The following is a 14,325-nucleotide window of genomic DNA, read 5'->3' as shown; positions in this document are numbered from 1 at the left end:
GGGGTTCCTCACAGGCGTTCGAAGGAGCGGCGGAGCTCCCAGTCGGTCACCGCTGCGTCGAAGGCCTCCAGTTCGACGCGTGCCATGTTGCGGTAGTGCGCGACGACGTCGTCGCCGAAGGCCTCCCGGGCCACCTCGCTGTCCTCCCAGAGGGCGGCGGCCTCACGCAGTGAGGTGGGGACCTGGTCGTACCGGGCGGTGTAGGCGTTGCCCTCGCAGGCGTCGGGGAGCTCCAGTCCGTTCTCGATGCCGTGCAGGCCGGCGGCGACGAGTCCGGCGACCGCGAGGTAGGGGTTGACGTCGCCGCCGGGGAGCCGGTTCTCGAAGCGCATCGAGCGGCCGTGCCCGACGACGCGCAGGGCGCAGGTGCGGTTGTCGTGGCCCCAGGCGACGGCGGTGGGGGCGAAGGAGCCGGGCTGGAAGCGCTTGTAGGAGTTGATGTTGGGCGCGTACAGCAGGGAGAAGTCGCGCAGCGCGGCGAGCTGGCCGGCGAGGAAGTGCTTCATCACCGGGGACATGGCCCCGTCCTCGCCCGCCATGACGCTGCGCCCGTCGGCGTCCTGGAGCGAGAGGTGGATGTGGCAGGAGTTGCCCTCGCGCTCGTTGAACTTGGCCATGAAGGTCAGCGCGACGCCCTCCTGCGCGGCGATCTCCTTGGAGCCGGTCTTGTAGACGGCGTGCTGGTCGCAGGTGACGAGTGCCTCGTCGTAGCGGAAGACGATCTCGTGCTGGCCGGGGTTGCACTCCCCCTTGGCGGACTCGACAGTGAGCCCGGCGGCCGCCATCTCGTTGCGGATGCGGCGCAGCAGCGGTTCGACGCGGCCGGTGCCGAGGACCGAGTAGTCGATGTTGTACCGGTTGGCCGGGGTGAGGCCGCGGTAGTCGCGGTCCCATGCCTCTTCGTAGGTGTCCTTGAAGACGATGAACTCGAGTTCCGTGCCGACGTGGGCGGTCAGCCCGTGTGCGGCGAGCCGCTCCAGCTGCCGCCGGAGGATCTGGCGGGGCGCGGCGACGACCGGGGAGCCGTCGTCCCAGGAGAGGTCGGCCATGACCAGGGCGGTCCCCTCGTGCCAGGGGATCAGGCGCAGGGTCGTGAGGTCGGGGCGCATCGCGAAGTCCCCGTAGCCGTTGGACCAGGAGGACATCGCGAATCCGTCGACGGTGTTCATGTCCGTGTCGACGGCCAGCAGGTAGTTGCAGCCCTCCGTGCCGTGCTCCAGCACCTCGTCGAGGAAGAAGGAGGCCGCGAACCGCTTGCCCTGGAGCCTGCCCTGCATGTCGGGGAAGGCGAGGACCACGGTGTCGATCTCACCGCGCTCCACGAGCACGCGCAGCTCGTCGGTCCCCAGCGGGGGTGTTCGGTCTGCCACGGGATACTCCTCGTTCGGTCAGCCGGTCGGTCTAAGGTATGGGAGAGAACCATTGGAGGGAAGGGAATCAGGACGTGGCGGATGAAACCGGAGAATCCGGGGAACCGGGCCTGCTGCTGCCCGCGCTGCGGCCGGTCCGTGCGGGCAACGGCTTCGAGGAGGCGCTGGAGCAGATCCTCCAGGTGGTCCGGCTCGGCCTGGTGCCCGGCGGCGGGCGGCTGCCGGCGGAGCGGGAGCTGGCCGGGCTCCTCGGCATCAGCCGCGTCACCCTGCGCGAGGTGCTGAAGGTGCTCCAGGACCAGGGCCTGATCGAGGCGAGACGCGGGCGGTACGGCGGGACGTTCGTGCTCCCCCGCACCGGTCCGGCCGACGGCGACGAGCTGCGCCGACGGGTGGCGGACGTCGACATCGAGGACGTCCTGCTGTTCCGCGAGGTCCTGGAGTCGGGGGCGGCCGGGCTCTGCGCGTCGCGCGGCCTCGACGACGAGGGGGCGGAGCGGCTGCGCGGTGCTCTGGCGGCGACACACGAGGCACCTCTGCCCGACTACCGCAGGATCGACACCCTTTTCCATCTGACGCTCGCCGAGCTCTCCGGCTCCCCCTCCCTCTCCGACCGGTACGCGACCGTGCGGGCGAGCGTCAACGACCTCCTGGACTGCATCCCCCTGCTCGTCCGGAACCTCGAACACTCGCAGCATCAGCACACGGTTCTCGTCGAAGCGGTGCTCGACGGCGACGAGGAGGCGGCGCGGGCGGTGATGCGCGAGCACTGCGCGGGGACGGCCGCGCTGCTCCGCGGCTTCCTGGCTTGATCCGGTCTTTCCGGATCACTCCTCTTGCGCAGCGGCCCGGTACGAACAAAGGTATATCGCAACACCATTGCACCGGGCCGGCCCGCAGACCGGCCGCCGGAGGGACCGCACCATGCACGAACCGCTCATCGGCGTCACGACCTATCTGGAGCCGGCGGCTCGCTGGGGCGTCTGGGAACTCCCGGCGGCGGTGCTCCCCTCCGCCTACCCCCGGCTCGTCCAGCGCTCCGGCGGAACGGCCGCGCTCCTGCCGCCGGACGATCCGGCGAAGGCGGCGGCGGTCGTGGCTCGGATGGACGGCCTCGTGATCGCGGGCGGGGCGGACGTCGACCCCGGGCTGTACGGCGCGGAGCGCGACTTCAGGACGGGCCCGCCGGCGTACGAACGCGACACCTGGGAAGTGGCCCTGCTCCGCGCGGCCAGGGCCGACGGCACCCCGGTGCTCGGGATCTGCCGCGGCATGCAGCTGCTGAACGTGGCGATGGGCGGCACCCTGACCCAGCACCTGGACGGGCACGCGGGCCCGTTCGGGAAGACCGGTGTCCTCGGCGAGCACGCGGTGACACCCGTGCCGGGGACGCTGTACGCCTCACTCGTGGCCGAGGAGACGTCCGTACCCACCTACCACCACCAGGCCGTGGACCTGCTCGCGCCGGGGCTGGTGGCCTCCGCGCACGCGGTCGACGGCACCGTGGAGGCGGTCGAACTGCCGGGGACCCAGTGGGTGCTCGGGGTGCAGTGGCACCCCGAGATGGGTGACGACCTCCGCATCATGCGGGCCCTGGTGGCCGCGGCCCGGCGCGGGGCGGCCGTCACATCGGTCTGAGGAGGCCGGCGGCCGGGGCACGCCGTGCGCCTCGGTCGTCAGGTCCCCGTCTCACGGGCGGTCAGGGAGAGCAGGTCGCGGGCGGGCCCGGTGGGCCGGTGGCCGGCGGGCCAGACCGCGCGCAGCTGACGGCGCAGCCGGACGCCCACGACCGGGACCTTGACCAGACGCCGCGCGGAGAGTTCCTCACCCAGGGCGAGTTCACTCAGCACGCAGGGGCCGGCGCCGCTCTCGGCAGCCCCCTTCACCGCGGTGGTGGAGGAGAGTTCGAGCAGCGGACGGGCCAGTCCGCCGTGCACGGCGAGGGCGGCGTCCAGGACCTGACGGGTGCCCGAGCCGTGCTCACGGAGGATCAGCGGGGTCCCGGCGAGTTCCCCGGGGGTCAGCCGGTCCCGGCGCGCCCACGGGTGGGAGGGTGCGACCACGACGACGAGCCGGTCGTGCGCGATGACGGTGCCGTCGAGCCCCTCCGGTATCGAGAGGCCCTCGACGAAGCCCAGGTCCGCCTCACCGGCCAGCAGCCGCAGGGCGACCGCCGCCGAGTTGCCCGCGAGCAGGGAGACCGCGGTCCCCGGGCGGTCGGCCCGCAGCGCGATCAGCCAGCCCGGCAGCAGGTACTCCGCGATGGTCATGCTGGCCGCCACCCGCAGCCGGGAGTCCCGCCGGTCCCGGAGCGCCTGCGCCCCCGCGTCGAACGCCTCGGCGGCCTCGACGACCCGGCGCGCCCAGTCGGTGACGAGGGCGCCCGCGTCCGTCAGCCGTGATCCGCGCGGTGAACGGTCCAGGAGCGCGACGCCGAGCTGCCGCTCCATCGACCGGATGCGGCCGGAGGCGGCGGGCTGGCTGATGCCGACCTCCCGTGCCGCCCTGCCCAGGCTCCCGTGCCGCGCGACGGCGAGCAGCAGCACCATGGCCCCCAGATCGGGAACGCGGTGGGTCAGGGAGGGGGGCGGGGGCAGGGGGCTGGACATAACCCCAGCCTATGACCTCATAGCCCCGCACTCCCTGGTGGGCGGCTCCCCGCCCGCCGAGAATCGTGGCATGGCCACCTTTCTGTGGAGCCGGACCCCCGTGTCCCGCCCCCTCGCCCCGCGGCTCCCGTCCCTGCGGCACCTCGGACCCAACTGGTACGCGACGGTCATGGGCACAGCGATCGTGGCCACGGCCGGTGCGGCGCTGCCCGTCGACGTGCCTGGGCTGCGGGCCGGGTGCGTGGCGGTGTGGGCCCTGTCGGCGGTGCTGCTGGCCGTCGTGACGACGGCGCGTGCCGGGCACTGGGTCCTCCACCGTGACCAGGCCCGCGCCCATCTCCTGGATCCGGCCGTCGCCCCGTTCCACGGCTGCGTGTCCATGGCGCTGCTCGCCGTCGGCGCGGGCACGCTGGTGGTCGGCCGGGACGTCATCGGGCATCAGGCGGCCGTCGCCGTGGACGTGCTGCTGTTCACGGCGGGCACGGTCGCGGGCCTCGCGGCCGCCGTGGCGATCCCCTACCTCATGGTCGTGCGCCACCGCCTCGCGCCGGGCACCGCGTCGCCGGTGTGGCTGCTGCCCCTGGTGGCCCCGATGGTCTCGGCCGCGGTCGGCCCGCTGCTGGTCCCCGAGCTCGCGCCCGGGCAGGGGCGCGAGGCGCTCCTGCTCGCCTGTTACGCGATGTTCGGACTGTCCCTGCTGGCGACCCTGGTGGTCGTCCCGCTGGTCTTCGCGCGGCTGGTCCACGAGGGTCCCCTGCCGCTCGCGCTGACCCCGACGCTGTTCCTGGTGCTCGGGCCGCTGGGCCAGTCCACGACGGCCGTCAACCAGCTGGCCGATGTCGCGCCGGGCGCTGTCCCCGCGCCGTACGCCTCGGCCTTCGGCGCCTTCGCGGTGCTGTACGGCGTGCCTGTCATGGGGTTCGCCCTGCTGTGGCTGGCCCTCTCCACCGCGATGGTGGTCCGCGCGATGCGCAGGGGCATGCGCTTCACGATGACCTGGTGGGGATTCACCTTCCCGGTCGGTACGTGTGTCACCGGCGCCGCGGGGCTGGCCCGGCACACCGGGCTGGAGGCGTTCACCTGGCTGGCCCTGGCGCTCTACGCCCTGCTGGTGACCGCCTGGGCCGTCGCCGGCGTGCGGACGCTGGGCGGCCTGTTCAGCGGAACGCTGCTCGCAGCACCCCGGCCGCCTCGGCCCGCGACGGTCCGCACCACGTGAGGTGACGCCCGTCGACGAGTACGGCGGACAGCCCCGGGAAGGCCTCGGGCCCGTCGGCGGGTGTGAAGCGGTACGGCTCGTCGGGCAGCACGACCAACCCGGCAGAGTGGGTGCACCGGTCGGTGACACCGACGAGCGGACCGGGGGCCGTGAGGGCGACGGCCTCGGCGAGCGACGGGACCAGGGAGACGACACGCACCGGCACTCCCCCGTCAGCGGCGCGAGTCGTACGTCGCGTCGATGTGCTCGGCGACCGAGACGACCAGCAGCCGGGTGCCCGGTACGGTCGCCCGCCACCGGTGCCTGACCCCGCCGGAGAGGAAGAGGGTGTCGCCCTTGCCCAGCCGGTGGGCCTGCCCTTCGGCCTCGATCTCGACCGCGCCCTCCACGACGTACATCACCTCGTCGTTGCGGTGCTGGAACTCGCGCCCCAGGTCCGGCTCGCCGATGAACTCCAGGGCGCTGAGCTGATGCCGTCCGCGCACCAGCCGGCGCACGCCGTCCCCGTCGCCCGCCCGCACGACGTCCACGGCGCGCGCCGAGTCCGCCGCGGCCCGCAGCCGCTCGGTCGTGGTCTCCAGCGCCTGCGCCACCCGGTCCAGGGACCGGGGGCTGGGTCTGGCCCGTTCGTTCTCGATCTGGCTGAGGAACGGTACGGACAGTCCGCTGCGCCCGGCCACCGCGGCCAGGGTGAGTCCGAGGGTCCTGCGGCGTCGGCGGACCGCGGCACCCACTCGAAGGGCTTCCTTGTCGTCCATGTCCGGCTCCCTCCCCGGTTCGCCATCCTGCCGGTTGCCAGCACCCTACGCATGTCGTTCGCGTGATGGAGGGGAAGCCGGCGGACGAGGACGGACGGGAAACCTTCGGGGACTCCCTCCGACAAGCCTGAAGGGGACGGTCCCGGTTCGCTACCGGGGCCGTCCCCTTCGTCATGTCCGGTCCGTGGACCGGGAGGGTCAGCTGACGGGCGCCAGCTTCGCGACCACGTCCGGGTTGGCGTCCATCCAGCGGCGGGCGGACTCCTTCTCCTTGCCGGCGCCGCCCTTCTGGAGCTCCACCTCCAGCGAGGCCAGCTGCGCCTCGCTGAGCTTGAAGTCCTTCAGCCAGCCGGTCAGCTCCGGGAAGTCCTTGGCGAAGTCCTTCTTGGCGACCGTGTGGATCTGCTCGCCCTCGCCCCAGGCACCCTTCGGGTCCTCGAGCTTCTTCAGGTCGTGCTTGCCGTAGGCCCAGTGCGGCGACCACAGGGTCACCACGACGGGCTCCTTCTTCTTGATCGACCGGTTCAGCTCGGCCAGCATCGACGAGGTGCTGGAGGAGACCACCTCGTACTCACCTTCGAGGCCGTACTCCTTGAGCACCTTCTTGTTGAGGGTGCCCATCATCCCGGCGCTCGACTCGATGCCGATGATCTTGCCCTTGAACTTCTTGCCCTGGCCCTTGAGGTCCTCGAGCGAGTCGATGCCCTTCACGTACGAGGGCACGCTCAGTTCCAGCGAGGTCGGCCCGTACCAGGAACCGAGATCGGTGAGGTTGTCCTTGTACCGGTCCCAGTAGTCCTTGTGCGTGGTGGGCAGCCAGGAGTCGAACTGGACGTCGAGCTGGCCCTGCGCGAGACCCGTGTACAGCGGACCCGGGTCGAGCTGCTTGACCGTCGTCCTGTACCCCCGGTCCTCCAGCATGTTCTGCCAGAGGTAGGTGGAGGCGATGGCCTCGTCCCACGGGAAGTAACCCATGTTGACGGTCTTGCCCGCGTCCTTGCCCTGCTGCGAGCCGCCCGCGCCGCCCGGCACCGGGGCCAGCTTGTCGACGAGGCCGGGGTTCTTCTTCAGCCAGGCGCGGACACCGTCCTGCTCCTTGCCCTGGCCGGCGCTCTGGATCTCGTTCTCGAGGCTGGTGAGCTGTCCCTCGGTCAGCTTGAAGTCCTTGAGCCACTTGGCGACGGCGGGCGCCTTCTTCGCGAAGCCCTTGTGCGCGACGGTGTGGACCTCTTCGCCCTTGCCCCAGGCACCCTTCGGGTCCTCGAGCTTCTTCAGGTCGTGCTTGCCGTAGGCCCAGTGCGGCGACCACAGGGTCACCACGACGGGCTCCTTCTTCTTGATGGAGGCGTTCAGCTCGGCCAGCATCGAGGAGGTGCTGGAGGAGACGACCTTGTACTCGCCCTCCAGGCCGTACTCCTTGAGCACCTTCTTATTGAGGGTGCCCATCATCCCGGCGCTGGCCTCGATGCCGATGATCTTGCCGTCGAACTTCTTGCCCTGGCCCTTGAGGTCCTCGAGCGAGTCGATGCCCTTGACGTACGAGGGGACCGTCAGCTCCAGGGACGTCGGGCCGTACCAGGCACCCATGTCGTCCAGCTGGTCGCTGTACTTGTCCCAGTAGTCCTTGTGCGTGGTGGGCAGCCAGGAGTCCGTCTGGAAGTCGATGTCACCGCGGGCGACACCGGAGTAGAGCGGACCGGCGTCGAGCTGGGTGATCCCGGTCTCGTAGCCGCGCTGCTCGAGGATCTCCTTCCACAGGTACGTGGAGGCGATGCCCTCGTCCCAGGGGATGTACCCCATGTTGATCTTCTGGCCCTGGCCGACGTCCGAGGCGTCGGCCTGCGAGGCCTTCGAGTCCGAGGAGCCGGCGATGTTGAGGCCGCCCGCGACGAGCGCGAGGACGACGACACCGGTCATCGCGACGGCGGTTCCCGGCTTGTAGTGCGTGAACTTCAGCCGCCGCGCACCGGCGGCGACCTTGGCGGCCGCACGGCGGCCGAGCGGGGAGACCCGCTCGTTGAGTGCGCCGGTCATCCGGTCCAGGTACATGGCCAGGATGACGACGGCGATCCCGCTCTCGGCGGCGAGGCCGACCTGGAGCTGGGTGATCGCGGCGTACACCTTCTCGCCGAGGCCGCCGGCGCTGGCCATACCGCCGATGACGACCATCGACAGGGCCAGCATGATGACCTGGTTGATACCGGCCATGATCGTCGGCAGGGCGAGCGGGAGCTGCACCCGGGTGAGGGTGTGCTTGGGCGAGGTACCGAAGGCCTCGGCGGCCTCGACCAGCTCGCTGTCGACCTGGCGGATGCCCAGCTCGGTCATGCGGACGCCGGGCGGCATCGCGAAGACGATGGTGGCGATCACGCCGGGGGTGACACCGACGCCGAAGAACATGACGCCGGGGATCAGGTAGACGAAGGCCGGCATCGTCTGCATGACGTCGAGCACCGGCCGCAGCGCGGAGCTGACCCGGCTGTTGCGCGCCGCCCAGATACCCGTGGGCACCGCGATCACGATGGTGATGACCGCTGCCACGACCACCAGCGAGAGGGTGGCCATCGCCTCGTCCCAGAGGGCGAGGGAGTCGATGAGCGCGAAGCCGACGAAGGTGGCCACGGCGGGGATCACACCGCGCAGCCAGAAGGCGATGACGGCGAAGATGCCGGCCATCAGCAGCGGCTCGCCGCCGCCGAGCACGGCGTTGACGCCGTCGTACATGCCGCCGAGGACGGTCTTGATGAGGTCGAAGATCCAGGTGAGGTTCGACTGGAGCCAGTCGACCGCGTCCTCGACCCAGCTGCCGAAGGAGAGCCTAGGCACCGGCGATCACCTTCTTGACCTCGTCCCGGGGGGCCGGCACCTGGGTGTCGGCCTGGGGCTCCACCTGGGGTTCCTCGCCGAGCGCCGCGAGCAGCCTCTCGCGCGGGACGACGCCGATGACGTCGCCCTCCTCACCGGTGACGGCGACGGCCGCCCCGCTGGTGGAGAAGGGGGTGAAGAGCTCGGCTATGGGGGTCTCCGAAGTCACGGTCGCCGGGGCCTCGGCCAGCAGGTCCTCGTCGGAGCGGCCCGCCTCGGGCGCCTCCATGATGGAACCCGCGGTGAGCACCCGGGAGCGGTCGACATCCTGGATGAAGGACGCGACGTAGTCGTTGGACGGCCGGACGAGGATGTCCTCGGCGGTGCCCTGCTGGACGATCTCGCCGTCCCGCATCACGGCGATGCGGTCGCCGAGGCGCATGGCCTCGTTGAGGTCGTGGGTGATGAAGACGATCGTCTTCTTCAGGCGCTTCTGCAGTTCGAGGAGCTGGTCCTGCATGTCGCGGCGGATCAGCGGGTCGAGCGCGCTGAAGGACTCGTCCATCAGCAGCAGGTCGGCGTCGGTGGCGAGCGCGCGGGCCAGGCCCACACGCTGCTGCATGCCGCCGGACAGCTCGTCGGGCCAGGACTTCTCCCAGCCGGCGAGACCGGTCAGCTCCAGCGCCTCGGCCGCACGTGCCTCACGTGCCGCACGCGGGACGCCCTGGACCTCCAGGCCGTACGCGGCGTTCTCGAGCACGCTGCGGTGAGGAAAGAGCGCGAAGTGCTGGAAGACCATGCTGATCTTGTTGGAACGGACGCTGCGCAGGTCACGGGGGCTCAGGGCGGTCAGGTCCTGCCCGTCGAAGAGCACGCGTCCGGCCGTGGGCTCCAGCAGCCCGTTGAGCATCCGCAGCAAGGTGGACTTACCGGATCCGGAGAGTCCCATGACGACGAAGATCTGGCCCGGTTCCACGGTGAACGACGCGTCGATCACCGCAGCGGTCGTTCCGTCGGCGCGCAGCTCGTCGCGGTGCGTACCGCCTTCGAGCTTCTGCACGGCTTGATCGGGTCGTCTGCCGAACACTTTGTACAAGTGTTCGGCTTGCAGCCTGGACACATACACCTCACGCGTTGAACCGAAAACGGTCTGCCACCCCCTTCGGCAGACCGTGGAGCGGTGCGGATTCGGTCCGCAGAGCACGTACCACCAGTCGAAAATGGACGTGGTCCGCTCCGGTGCCGCGCCTGCCCCCACTTACGCGACCCAAACACATGTGTGACCCAGGTCACTTGAAAGGGGACTGAATCCGGGAACCGCGCACTCTCCGGCAGCCGCCGTGTCAGTGGGGTGCGGCATCATCGGGGTGTGACGCGACGCCTGATGCTCCTCGACACCGCCTCCCTGTACTTCCGCGCCTATTTCGGCGTCCCGGACTCGGTGCGCGCACCGGACGGCACGCCGGTCAACGCCGTGCGGGGGCTGCTCGACTTCATCGCCCGCCTGGTGCAGGACCACCGCCCGGACGACCTCGTGGCCTGCATGGACGCCGACTGGCGCCCTCAGTGGCGGGTCGACCTGATCCCGACCTACAAGGCCCACCGGGTGGCCACCGAGACCGCCGAGGGCCTCCCCGACGAGGAGGAGGTCCCCGACACCCTCTCCCCGCAGGTCCCGGTGATCGAGGCCGTACTGGACGCCCTCGGCATCGCCCGGGTGGGCGTCGCCCCGTACGAGGCGGACGACGTCATCGGCACACTGACCGGGCGGGCAGGCGGCCCGGTGGACATCGTGACCGGGGACCGCGACCTCTACCAGCTGGTCGACGACGCCCGGGGCGTGCGGGTGCTCTACCCCCTGAAGGGCGTGGGGACGCTCCAGGTGACGGACGAGGAGTGGCTGCGCGGGAAGTACGGCGTGGACGGTGCCGGGTACGTCGATCTGGCACTGCTGCGCGGAGACCCCAGCGACGGCCTGCCAGGAGTCCCCGGCATCGGGGAGAAGACCGCGGCCAAGCTGCTGGACGCCTTCGGCGACCTGGCAGGGATCATGGCGGCGGTGGACGACCCCGCCGCCCGGCTGACCCCGTCCCAGCGCAGACGCCTGGACGAGGCCCGGGACTACGTCGCGGTGGCGCCGAAGGTCGTCCGGGTCGCCGACGACGTCCCGCTCCCCTGGTTCGACCCGGCACTCCCCCGCGAACCCCGCGACCCGGCGGCCCTGGAGGCCCTCGCGGCACGGTGGGGCCTGGGGAACGCTCTGCAACGCCTGCTTCTGACGCTCCAGGCGTGAAGATGCTAGCTTAGGTAAGCCTAAGTACGCAGGACATCGCATGTGCCCAGAGCAGGGAGAACCTCGTGGCAGAGCAGCCGCAACGCCGGACACCGAAGGCGCAGGGGGCGCAGGTCCTGCGCACCGAGCAGATCACCCCGCACATGGTGCGCGTGGTCCTCGGTGGCGACGGCCTGGCCGGCTTCGCCTTCGAGGGCTACACCGACCACTACGTCAAGCTGTGCTTCGCCCCGGAGGGCGCCGACTACAGCCACCCCTTCGACATGGCGGCGATCCGCGAGAAGTATCCGCGGGAACTGTGGCCCACCACCCGGACGTACACCGTTCGCTCCTGGGACCCCGCCGCGCGTGAGCTGGCCATCGATTTCGTGGTGCACGGCGACGAGGGCCTGGCGGGCCCCTGGGCCGCCCGGGCGAAGCCCGGCGACGAGGTGACCTTCCTGGGGCCCGGCGGCGGTTACGTCCCGGAGTCCTCGGCCGGCTGGCACCTGCTGGTGGGCGACGAGAGCGCCCTGCCCGCGATCGCCGCGTCGCTGGAGCAGATGCCCCAGGGTGCACTGGTGCACGCGTTCCTGGAGGTGCCGGACGCCTCCGAGGAGCAGAAGCTCGTGACGCCGGACGGCGTCTCGGTGACCTGGCTGCACCGCGGTGACCGGCCGGTCGGCGAGGCCCTCGTCGCGGCGGTGACCGGCCTGGAGTTCCCCGAGGGCGAGGTGCAGGCCTTCGTCCACGGCGAGGCGGGCTTCGTGAAGGAGATCCGGCGCCATCTCCGCCTGGAGCGCGGGATCCCGCTCCGGCAGCTGTCGATCTCGGGTTACTGGCGCCTCGGCAAGAACGACGACGCGTGGCGTGCGGTCAAGCGCGAGTGGAACGAGCAGGTGGAGCGCGAGCAGGAGGGCGCCGCCCAGTAGGCCCCTCGCCCCACCCGGAACCCGGTCGCCGTCCTCGACGCCGGCCGGGTTCCGCGTTCTCCCGTCACTCCCCCGCGGCCCCTCGCACCTGCTGTCCGTCCTCGTGGACGCGGGCGGAGGCCTCCACATGGGTGTCACGGTCCGTGGCGGCAGGTACTCGCGCGAGGATGCGGCCCGGCCCACGAATCCGTACCCTGTTCGACCAATCCGGAGAAGCGCCGGCTCCGAATCAACCAGGAAACCGATGCGTGCTCCGGGAGGACCGTCCGCGTGAAAGAAGCCGTACACATCAGTGGGGCCCCCTCACCGGGCCCCGGCCTGCAGGAGTTGCTCGTCCAGGTGGCCCGTGGCGACCAGGACGCCTTCACCCAGGTGTACGACCAGGTCAGCGGGCCTGTCCTCGGCCTCGTACGGAGCGTGCTCCGGGACCCGGCCCAGTCGGAGGAGGTGGCCCAGGAGGTCCTGGTCGAGGTGTGGCGCACCGCCCCCCGCTACCAGCCGTCCCGCGGCAGCGCCATGAACTGGGTGCTGACGCTCGCCCACCACCGCGCGGTCGACCGGGTGCGGTCGGCGGAGGCGACCGCGGCGCGGGAGCACAAGGCGGCGCTGCTGGACCGCACCCCGGACTTCGACGAGGTGTCCGAGCAGGTCGAGACCCGGCTGGAGAGGGAGCAGGTCCGGCGCTGTCTGCGGACCCTGTCCGAGCTCCAGCGGGAGTCGGTGACGCTGGCGTACTACCGCGGGCTGACGTATCGCGAGGTCGGCGAACTGCTGTCCGTACCGCTGGGAACCATCAAGACACGGCTGCGCGACGGGCTGATCCGGCTGCGCGACTGCCTGGGGGTGAGCGCATGAGCACGGCCGAACTGCACACACTGACCGGGGCCTACGCCCTGCACGCGCTGCCGGAGGACGAGCGCGTCGCGTTCGAACGGCATCTGGGTGCCTGCGAGGCCTGCGCCCAGGAGGTGCGCGAGCTGTCCGCCACGGCCGCCCGGCTCGGGCTCGCCGTGTCGGTCACCGCGCCGCCCGGGCTCAGGGACCGGGTCCTGCGGGACATCACGACCGTGCGCCAGGAGCCGCCGCCCCACGGCCGGAGTTCCCGCGCCGGGGCTCCCGCCGGGCGGGCCGGCCGCTGGTCGACGTACGCGCTCGCAGCCTGTGTCGCCGCCGCTGCCGCGTTCGGCGGGGTCGCCGTGTGGCAGAACCAGGTCGCGCAGGACGCACGGCAGGAGACCGACCGCGCCCAGCAGCACAACGAGCAGGTGGCGCGGGTGCTCACCGCGTCGGACGCGACGACCACCGCCGCGGATCTCGGGGACGGCGCACGGGGCACCGTGGTGGTCTCGCAGAGCGTGAACCGGGCGGTGTTCCTGGCCTCGGACATGGCGCAGCCACCGGGCGGCAAGGTCTACCAGCTGTGGTTCGACGACGCCGGCACCATGCGGTCGGCCGGGCTGATGAACCCGTCGGCGACGGACGACGCGGTCCTGCTGGACGGGCCCGTGGACCGTGCGTCCGGCATGGGCATCACCGTCGAGCCGGCGGGCGGATCGGATCAGCCGACCTCGGCGCCGGTGGCGCTGATGGAGTTCGGGGCCGCCTGAGTCCCTCTCCCGCCACGCCGCTCCCGCACTCCCCGGGCACGACCTCGCACCGAGGCCGTGCCCGGGGAGTCGGCGTTCTCCTGAGTAGCGGCGCCCGGGGAGCTGTTGCAGGGTGGCAGGGAACACGTCCTTCTCCGGTCGCCGGTCACGGTGCGGGTCGCGCGGCGGCACCGGCCATCCCGGCGCCCGAGGACAGGTGGGCCATGAGCAGCGTTGAAGAGACGATCGAAGTGGCCGTGCCGGTGAGCACCGCCTACAACCAGTGGACGCAGTTCAAGAGCTTCCCCCGGTTCATGACCGTCGTGAAGCGGGTCGAGCAGATCCGCCCCAATCTCACCCGCTGGGTGGTCGGGTTCGGTCCGTTGCGACACGAGTTCGACGCGGAGATCGTGGACCAGAGGCCCGACTCCCTCGTGACGTGGCGGAGTCTGGGGGCGCGTGCCGGGCATCGGGGAGAGGTGTCGTTCCGCGCGACGGGGCCGGGCCGTACCGAGGTCGCCGTGCGCATCGACTTCCGGTCCTCCGGCACCCCGGGCCTTCGCACCCACGCAGCCGGATTCGCGCGTCGTACGGTCCGGGCCGAACTCGGTCACTTCAAGGAGTTCATCGAGGGCCTCGGGCAGGAGGGCGGGGCCTGGCGTGGAGCCATCCGTGACGGCCACGTCCGGCCCGTGGAGCCGGAGCCCGTCAGGTGCCGGGTCCCCCACTGGCCCGTCGGCTGACCGTTTTGTCCGAGAGCGAGAGACCGAGAGG

The 14,325-nt window shown here is 71.4% G+C and carries 13 protein-coding genes and 2 pseudogenes; 8 read left to right on the top strand and 7 right to left on the bottom strand.

The features are described from left to right. Window positions 1–8: 8 nt before the first annotated feature. Window positions 9–1,370 carry a glutamine synthetase family protein gene (locus P8A20_RS29975; protein WP_147962246.1) on the bottom strand — a complete coding sequence of 454 codons (1,362 nt, stop codon included), beginning with the start codon at window positions 1,368–1,370 and terminating at the stop codon, window positions 9–11. A gap of 74 nt (window positions 1,371–1,444) precedes the next feature. On the opposite strand from P8A20_RS29975, the gene P8A20_RS29970 reads away from it, so the two are divergent. Then, entirely contained in the window at window positions 1,445–2,182 is a 738-nt protein-coding gene (locus tag P8A20_RS29970) for a FadR/GntR family transcriptional regulator (protein ID WP_147962245.1), read from the top strand. 112 nt (window positions 2,183–2,294) lie between these two features. Beyond that, window positions 2,295–3,008 carry a gamma-glutamyl-gamma-aminobutyrate hydrolase family protein gene (locus P8A20_RS29965; protein WP_306104553.1) on the top strand — a complete coding sequence of 238 codons (714 nt, stop codon included), beginning with the start codon at window positions 2,295–2,297 and terminating at the stop codon, window positions 3,006–3,008. A gap of 38 nt (window positions 3,009–3,046) precedes the next feature. Here the strand turns inward: P8A20_RS29965 and P8A20_RS29960 are convergent, their stop codons facing one another. Continuing rightward, window positions 3,047–3,979, bottom strand: coding sequence for a LysR family transcriptional regulator (locus tag P8A20_RS29960; RefSeq protein ID WP_306104552.1), 933 nt, complete (start codon window positions 3,977–3,979; stop codon window positions 3,047–3,049). 70 nt (window positions 3,980–4,049) lie between these two features. Between P8A20_RS29960 and P8A20_RS29955 the strand changes: the two genes are divergently transcribed. After that, complete coding sequence (locus P8A20_RS29955) at window positions 4,050–5,198, top strand: TDT family transporter (RefSeq protein WP_306104551.1); 1,149 nt, start codon at window positions 4,050–4,052, stop codon at window positions 5,196–5,198. Here the strand turns inward: P8A20_RS29955 and P8A20_RS29950 are convergent. From P8A20_RS29950 to P8A20_RS29930, 5 genes and pseudogenes are all read right to left on the bottom strand, one after another. Further along, window positions 5,137–5,301: pseudogene (locus P8A20_RS29950) on the bottom strand (helical backbone metal receptor); the annotation flags it as partial. The gene P8A20_RS29955 and the pseudogene P8A20_RS29950 overlap by 62 nt on opposite strands. A gap of 42 nt (window positions 5,302–5,343) precedes the next feature. Beyond that, window positions 5,344–5,397 (bottom strand): annotated as a pseudogene (locus tag P8A20_RS38790) (hypothetical protein); the annotation flags it as partial. A 13-nt stretch (window positions 5,398–5,410) separates the two neighbouring features. Next, complete coding sequence (locus tag P8A20_RS29940) at window positions 5,411–5,956, bottom strand: helix-turn-helix domain-containing protein (RefSeq protein ID WP_147962242.1); 546 nt, start codon at window positions 5,954–5,956, stop codon at window positions 5,411–5,413. A 198-nt stretch (window positions 5,957–6,154) separates the two neighbouring features. Further along, complete coding sequence (locus tag P8A20_RS29935; RefSeq protein WP_306104550.1) at window positions 6,155–8,782, bottom strand: ABC transporter permease/substrate binding protein; 2,628 nt, start codon at window positions 8,780–8,782, stop codon at window positions 6,155–6,157. Beyond that, window positions 8,775–9,881 carry a quaternary amine ABC transporter ATP-binding protein gene (locus tag P8A20_RS29930; protein WP_147962240.1) on the bottom strand — a complete coding sequence of 369 codons (1,107 nt, stop codon included), beginning with the start codon at window positions 9,879–9,881 and terminating at the stop codon, window positions 8,775–8,777. The genes P8A20_RS29935 and P8A20_RS29930 overlap by 8 nt, the downstream gene beginning before the upstream one ends. A 264-nt stretch (window positions 9,882–10,145) precedes the next feature. Between P8A20_RS29930 and P8A20_RS29925 the strand changes: the two genes are divergently transcribed. From P8A20_RS29925 to P8A20_RS29905, 5 genes are all read left to right on the top strand, one after another. Continuing rightward, window positions 10,146–11,054, top strand: coding sequence for a 5'-3' exonuclease (locus P8A20_RS29925; RefSeq protein ID WP_306105212.1), 909 nt, complete (start codon window positions 10,146–10,148; stop codon window positions 11,052–11,054). A gap of 65 nt (window positions 11,055–11,119) precedes the next feature. Next, complete coding sequence (locus tag P8A20_RS29920) at window positions 11,120–11,965, top strand: siderophore-interacting protein (protein ID WP_147962239.1); 846 nt, start codon at window positions 11,120–11,122, stop codon at window positions 11,963–11,965. A 270-nt stretch (window positions 11,966–12,235) separates the two neighbouring features. Further along, window positions 12,236–12,820, top strand: a complete 585-nt coding sequence (locus P8A20_RS29915) for a sigma-70 family RNA polymerase sigma factor (protein ID WP_147962238.1) — start codon at window positions 12,236–12,238, stop codon at window positions 12,818–12,820. Then, window positions 12,817–13,572: an anti-sigma factor gene (locus tag P8A20_RS29910; protein WP_147962237.1), complete on the top strand. Its 756-nt coding sequence runs from the start codon at window positions 12,817–12,819 to the stop codon at window positions 13,570–13,572. The genes P8A20_RS29915 and P8A20_RS29910 overlap by 4 nt, the downstream gene beginning before the upstream one ends. A 203-nt stretch (window positions 13,573–13,775) precedes the next feature. Beyond that, window positions 13,776–14,294, top strand: a complete 519-nt coding sequence (locus tag P8A20_RS29905; protein ID WP_147962236.1) for an SRPBCC family protein — start codon at window positions 13,776–13,778, stop codon at window positions 14,292–14,294. The last annotated feature ends 31 nt before the right edge of the window (window positions 14,295–14,325 follow it).

It is taken from the genome of Streptomyces sp. Alt3 (assembly GCF_030719215.1).
GTDB classification, from domain to species: domain Bacteria; phylum Actinomycetota; class Actinomycetes; order Streptomycetales; family Streptomycetaceae; genus Streptomyces; species Streptomyces glycanivorans.
Note: the sequence above shows the minus strand (reverse complement) of the source record. Positions and strands in the feature narration are given on the sequence as shown.

Excerpts from the sequence above, each read along its gene's own strand:
- P8A20_RS29960 (WP_306104552.1), bottom strand. The coding sequence starts at position 3,979 with ATGTCCAGCCCCCTGCCCCCGCCCCCCTCCCTGACCCACCGCGTTCCC.
- P8A20_RS29940 (WP_147962242.1), bottom strand. The coding sequence starts at position 5,956 with ATGGACGACAAGGAAGCCCTTCGAGTGGGTGCCGCGGTCCGCCGACGC.
- P8A20_RS29955 (WP_306104551.1), top strand. The coding sequence starts at position 4,050 with ATGGCCACCTTTCTGTGGAGCCGGACCCCCGTGTCCCGCCCCCTCGCC.
- P8A20_RS29925 (WP_306105212.1), top strand. The coding sequence starts at position 10,146 with ATGCTCCTCGACACCGCCTCCCTGTACTTCCGCGCCTATTTCGGCGTC.
- P8A20_RS29905 (WP_147962236.1), top strand. The coding sequence starts at position 13,776 with ATGAGCAGCGTTGAAGAGACGATCGAAGTGGCCGTGCCGGTGAGCACC.
- P8A20_RS29910 (WP_147962237.1), top strand. The coding sequence starts at position 12,817 with ATGAGCACGGCCGAACTGCACACACTGACCGGGGCCTACGCCCTGCAC.
- P8A20_RS29965 (WP_306104553.1), top strand. The coding sequence starts at position 2,295 with ATGCACGAACCGCTCATCGGCGTCACGACCTATCTGGAGCCGGCGGCT.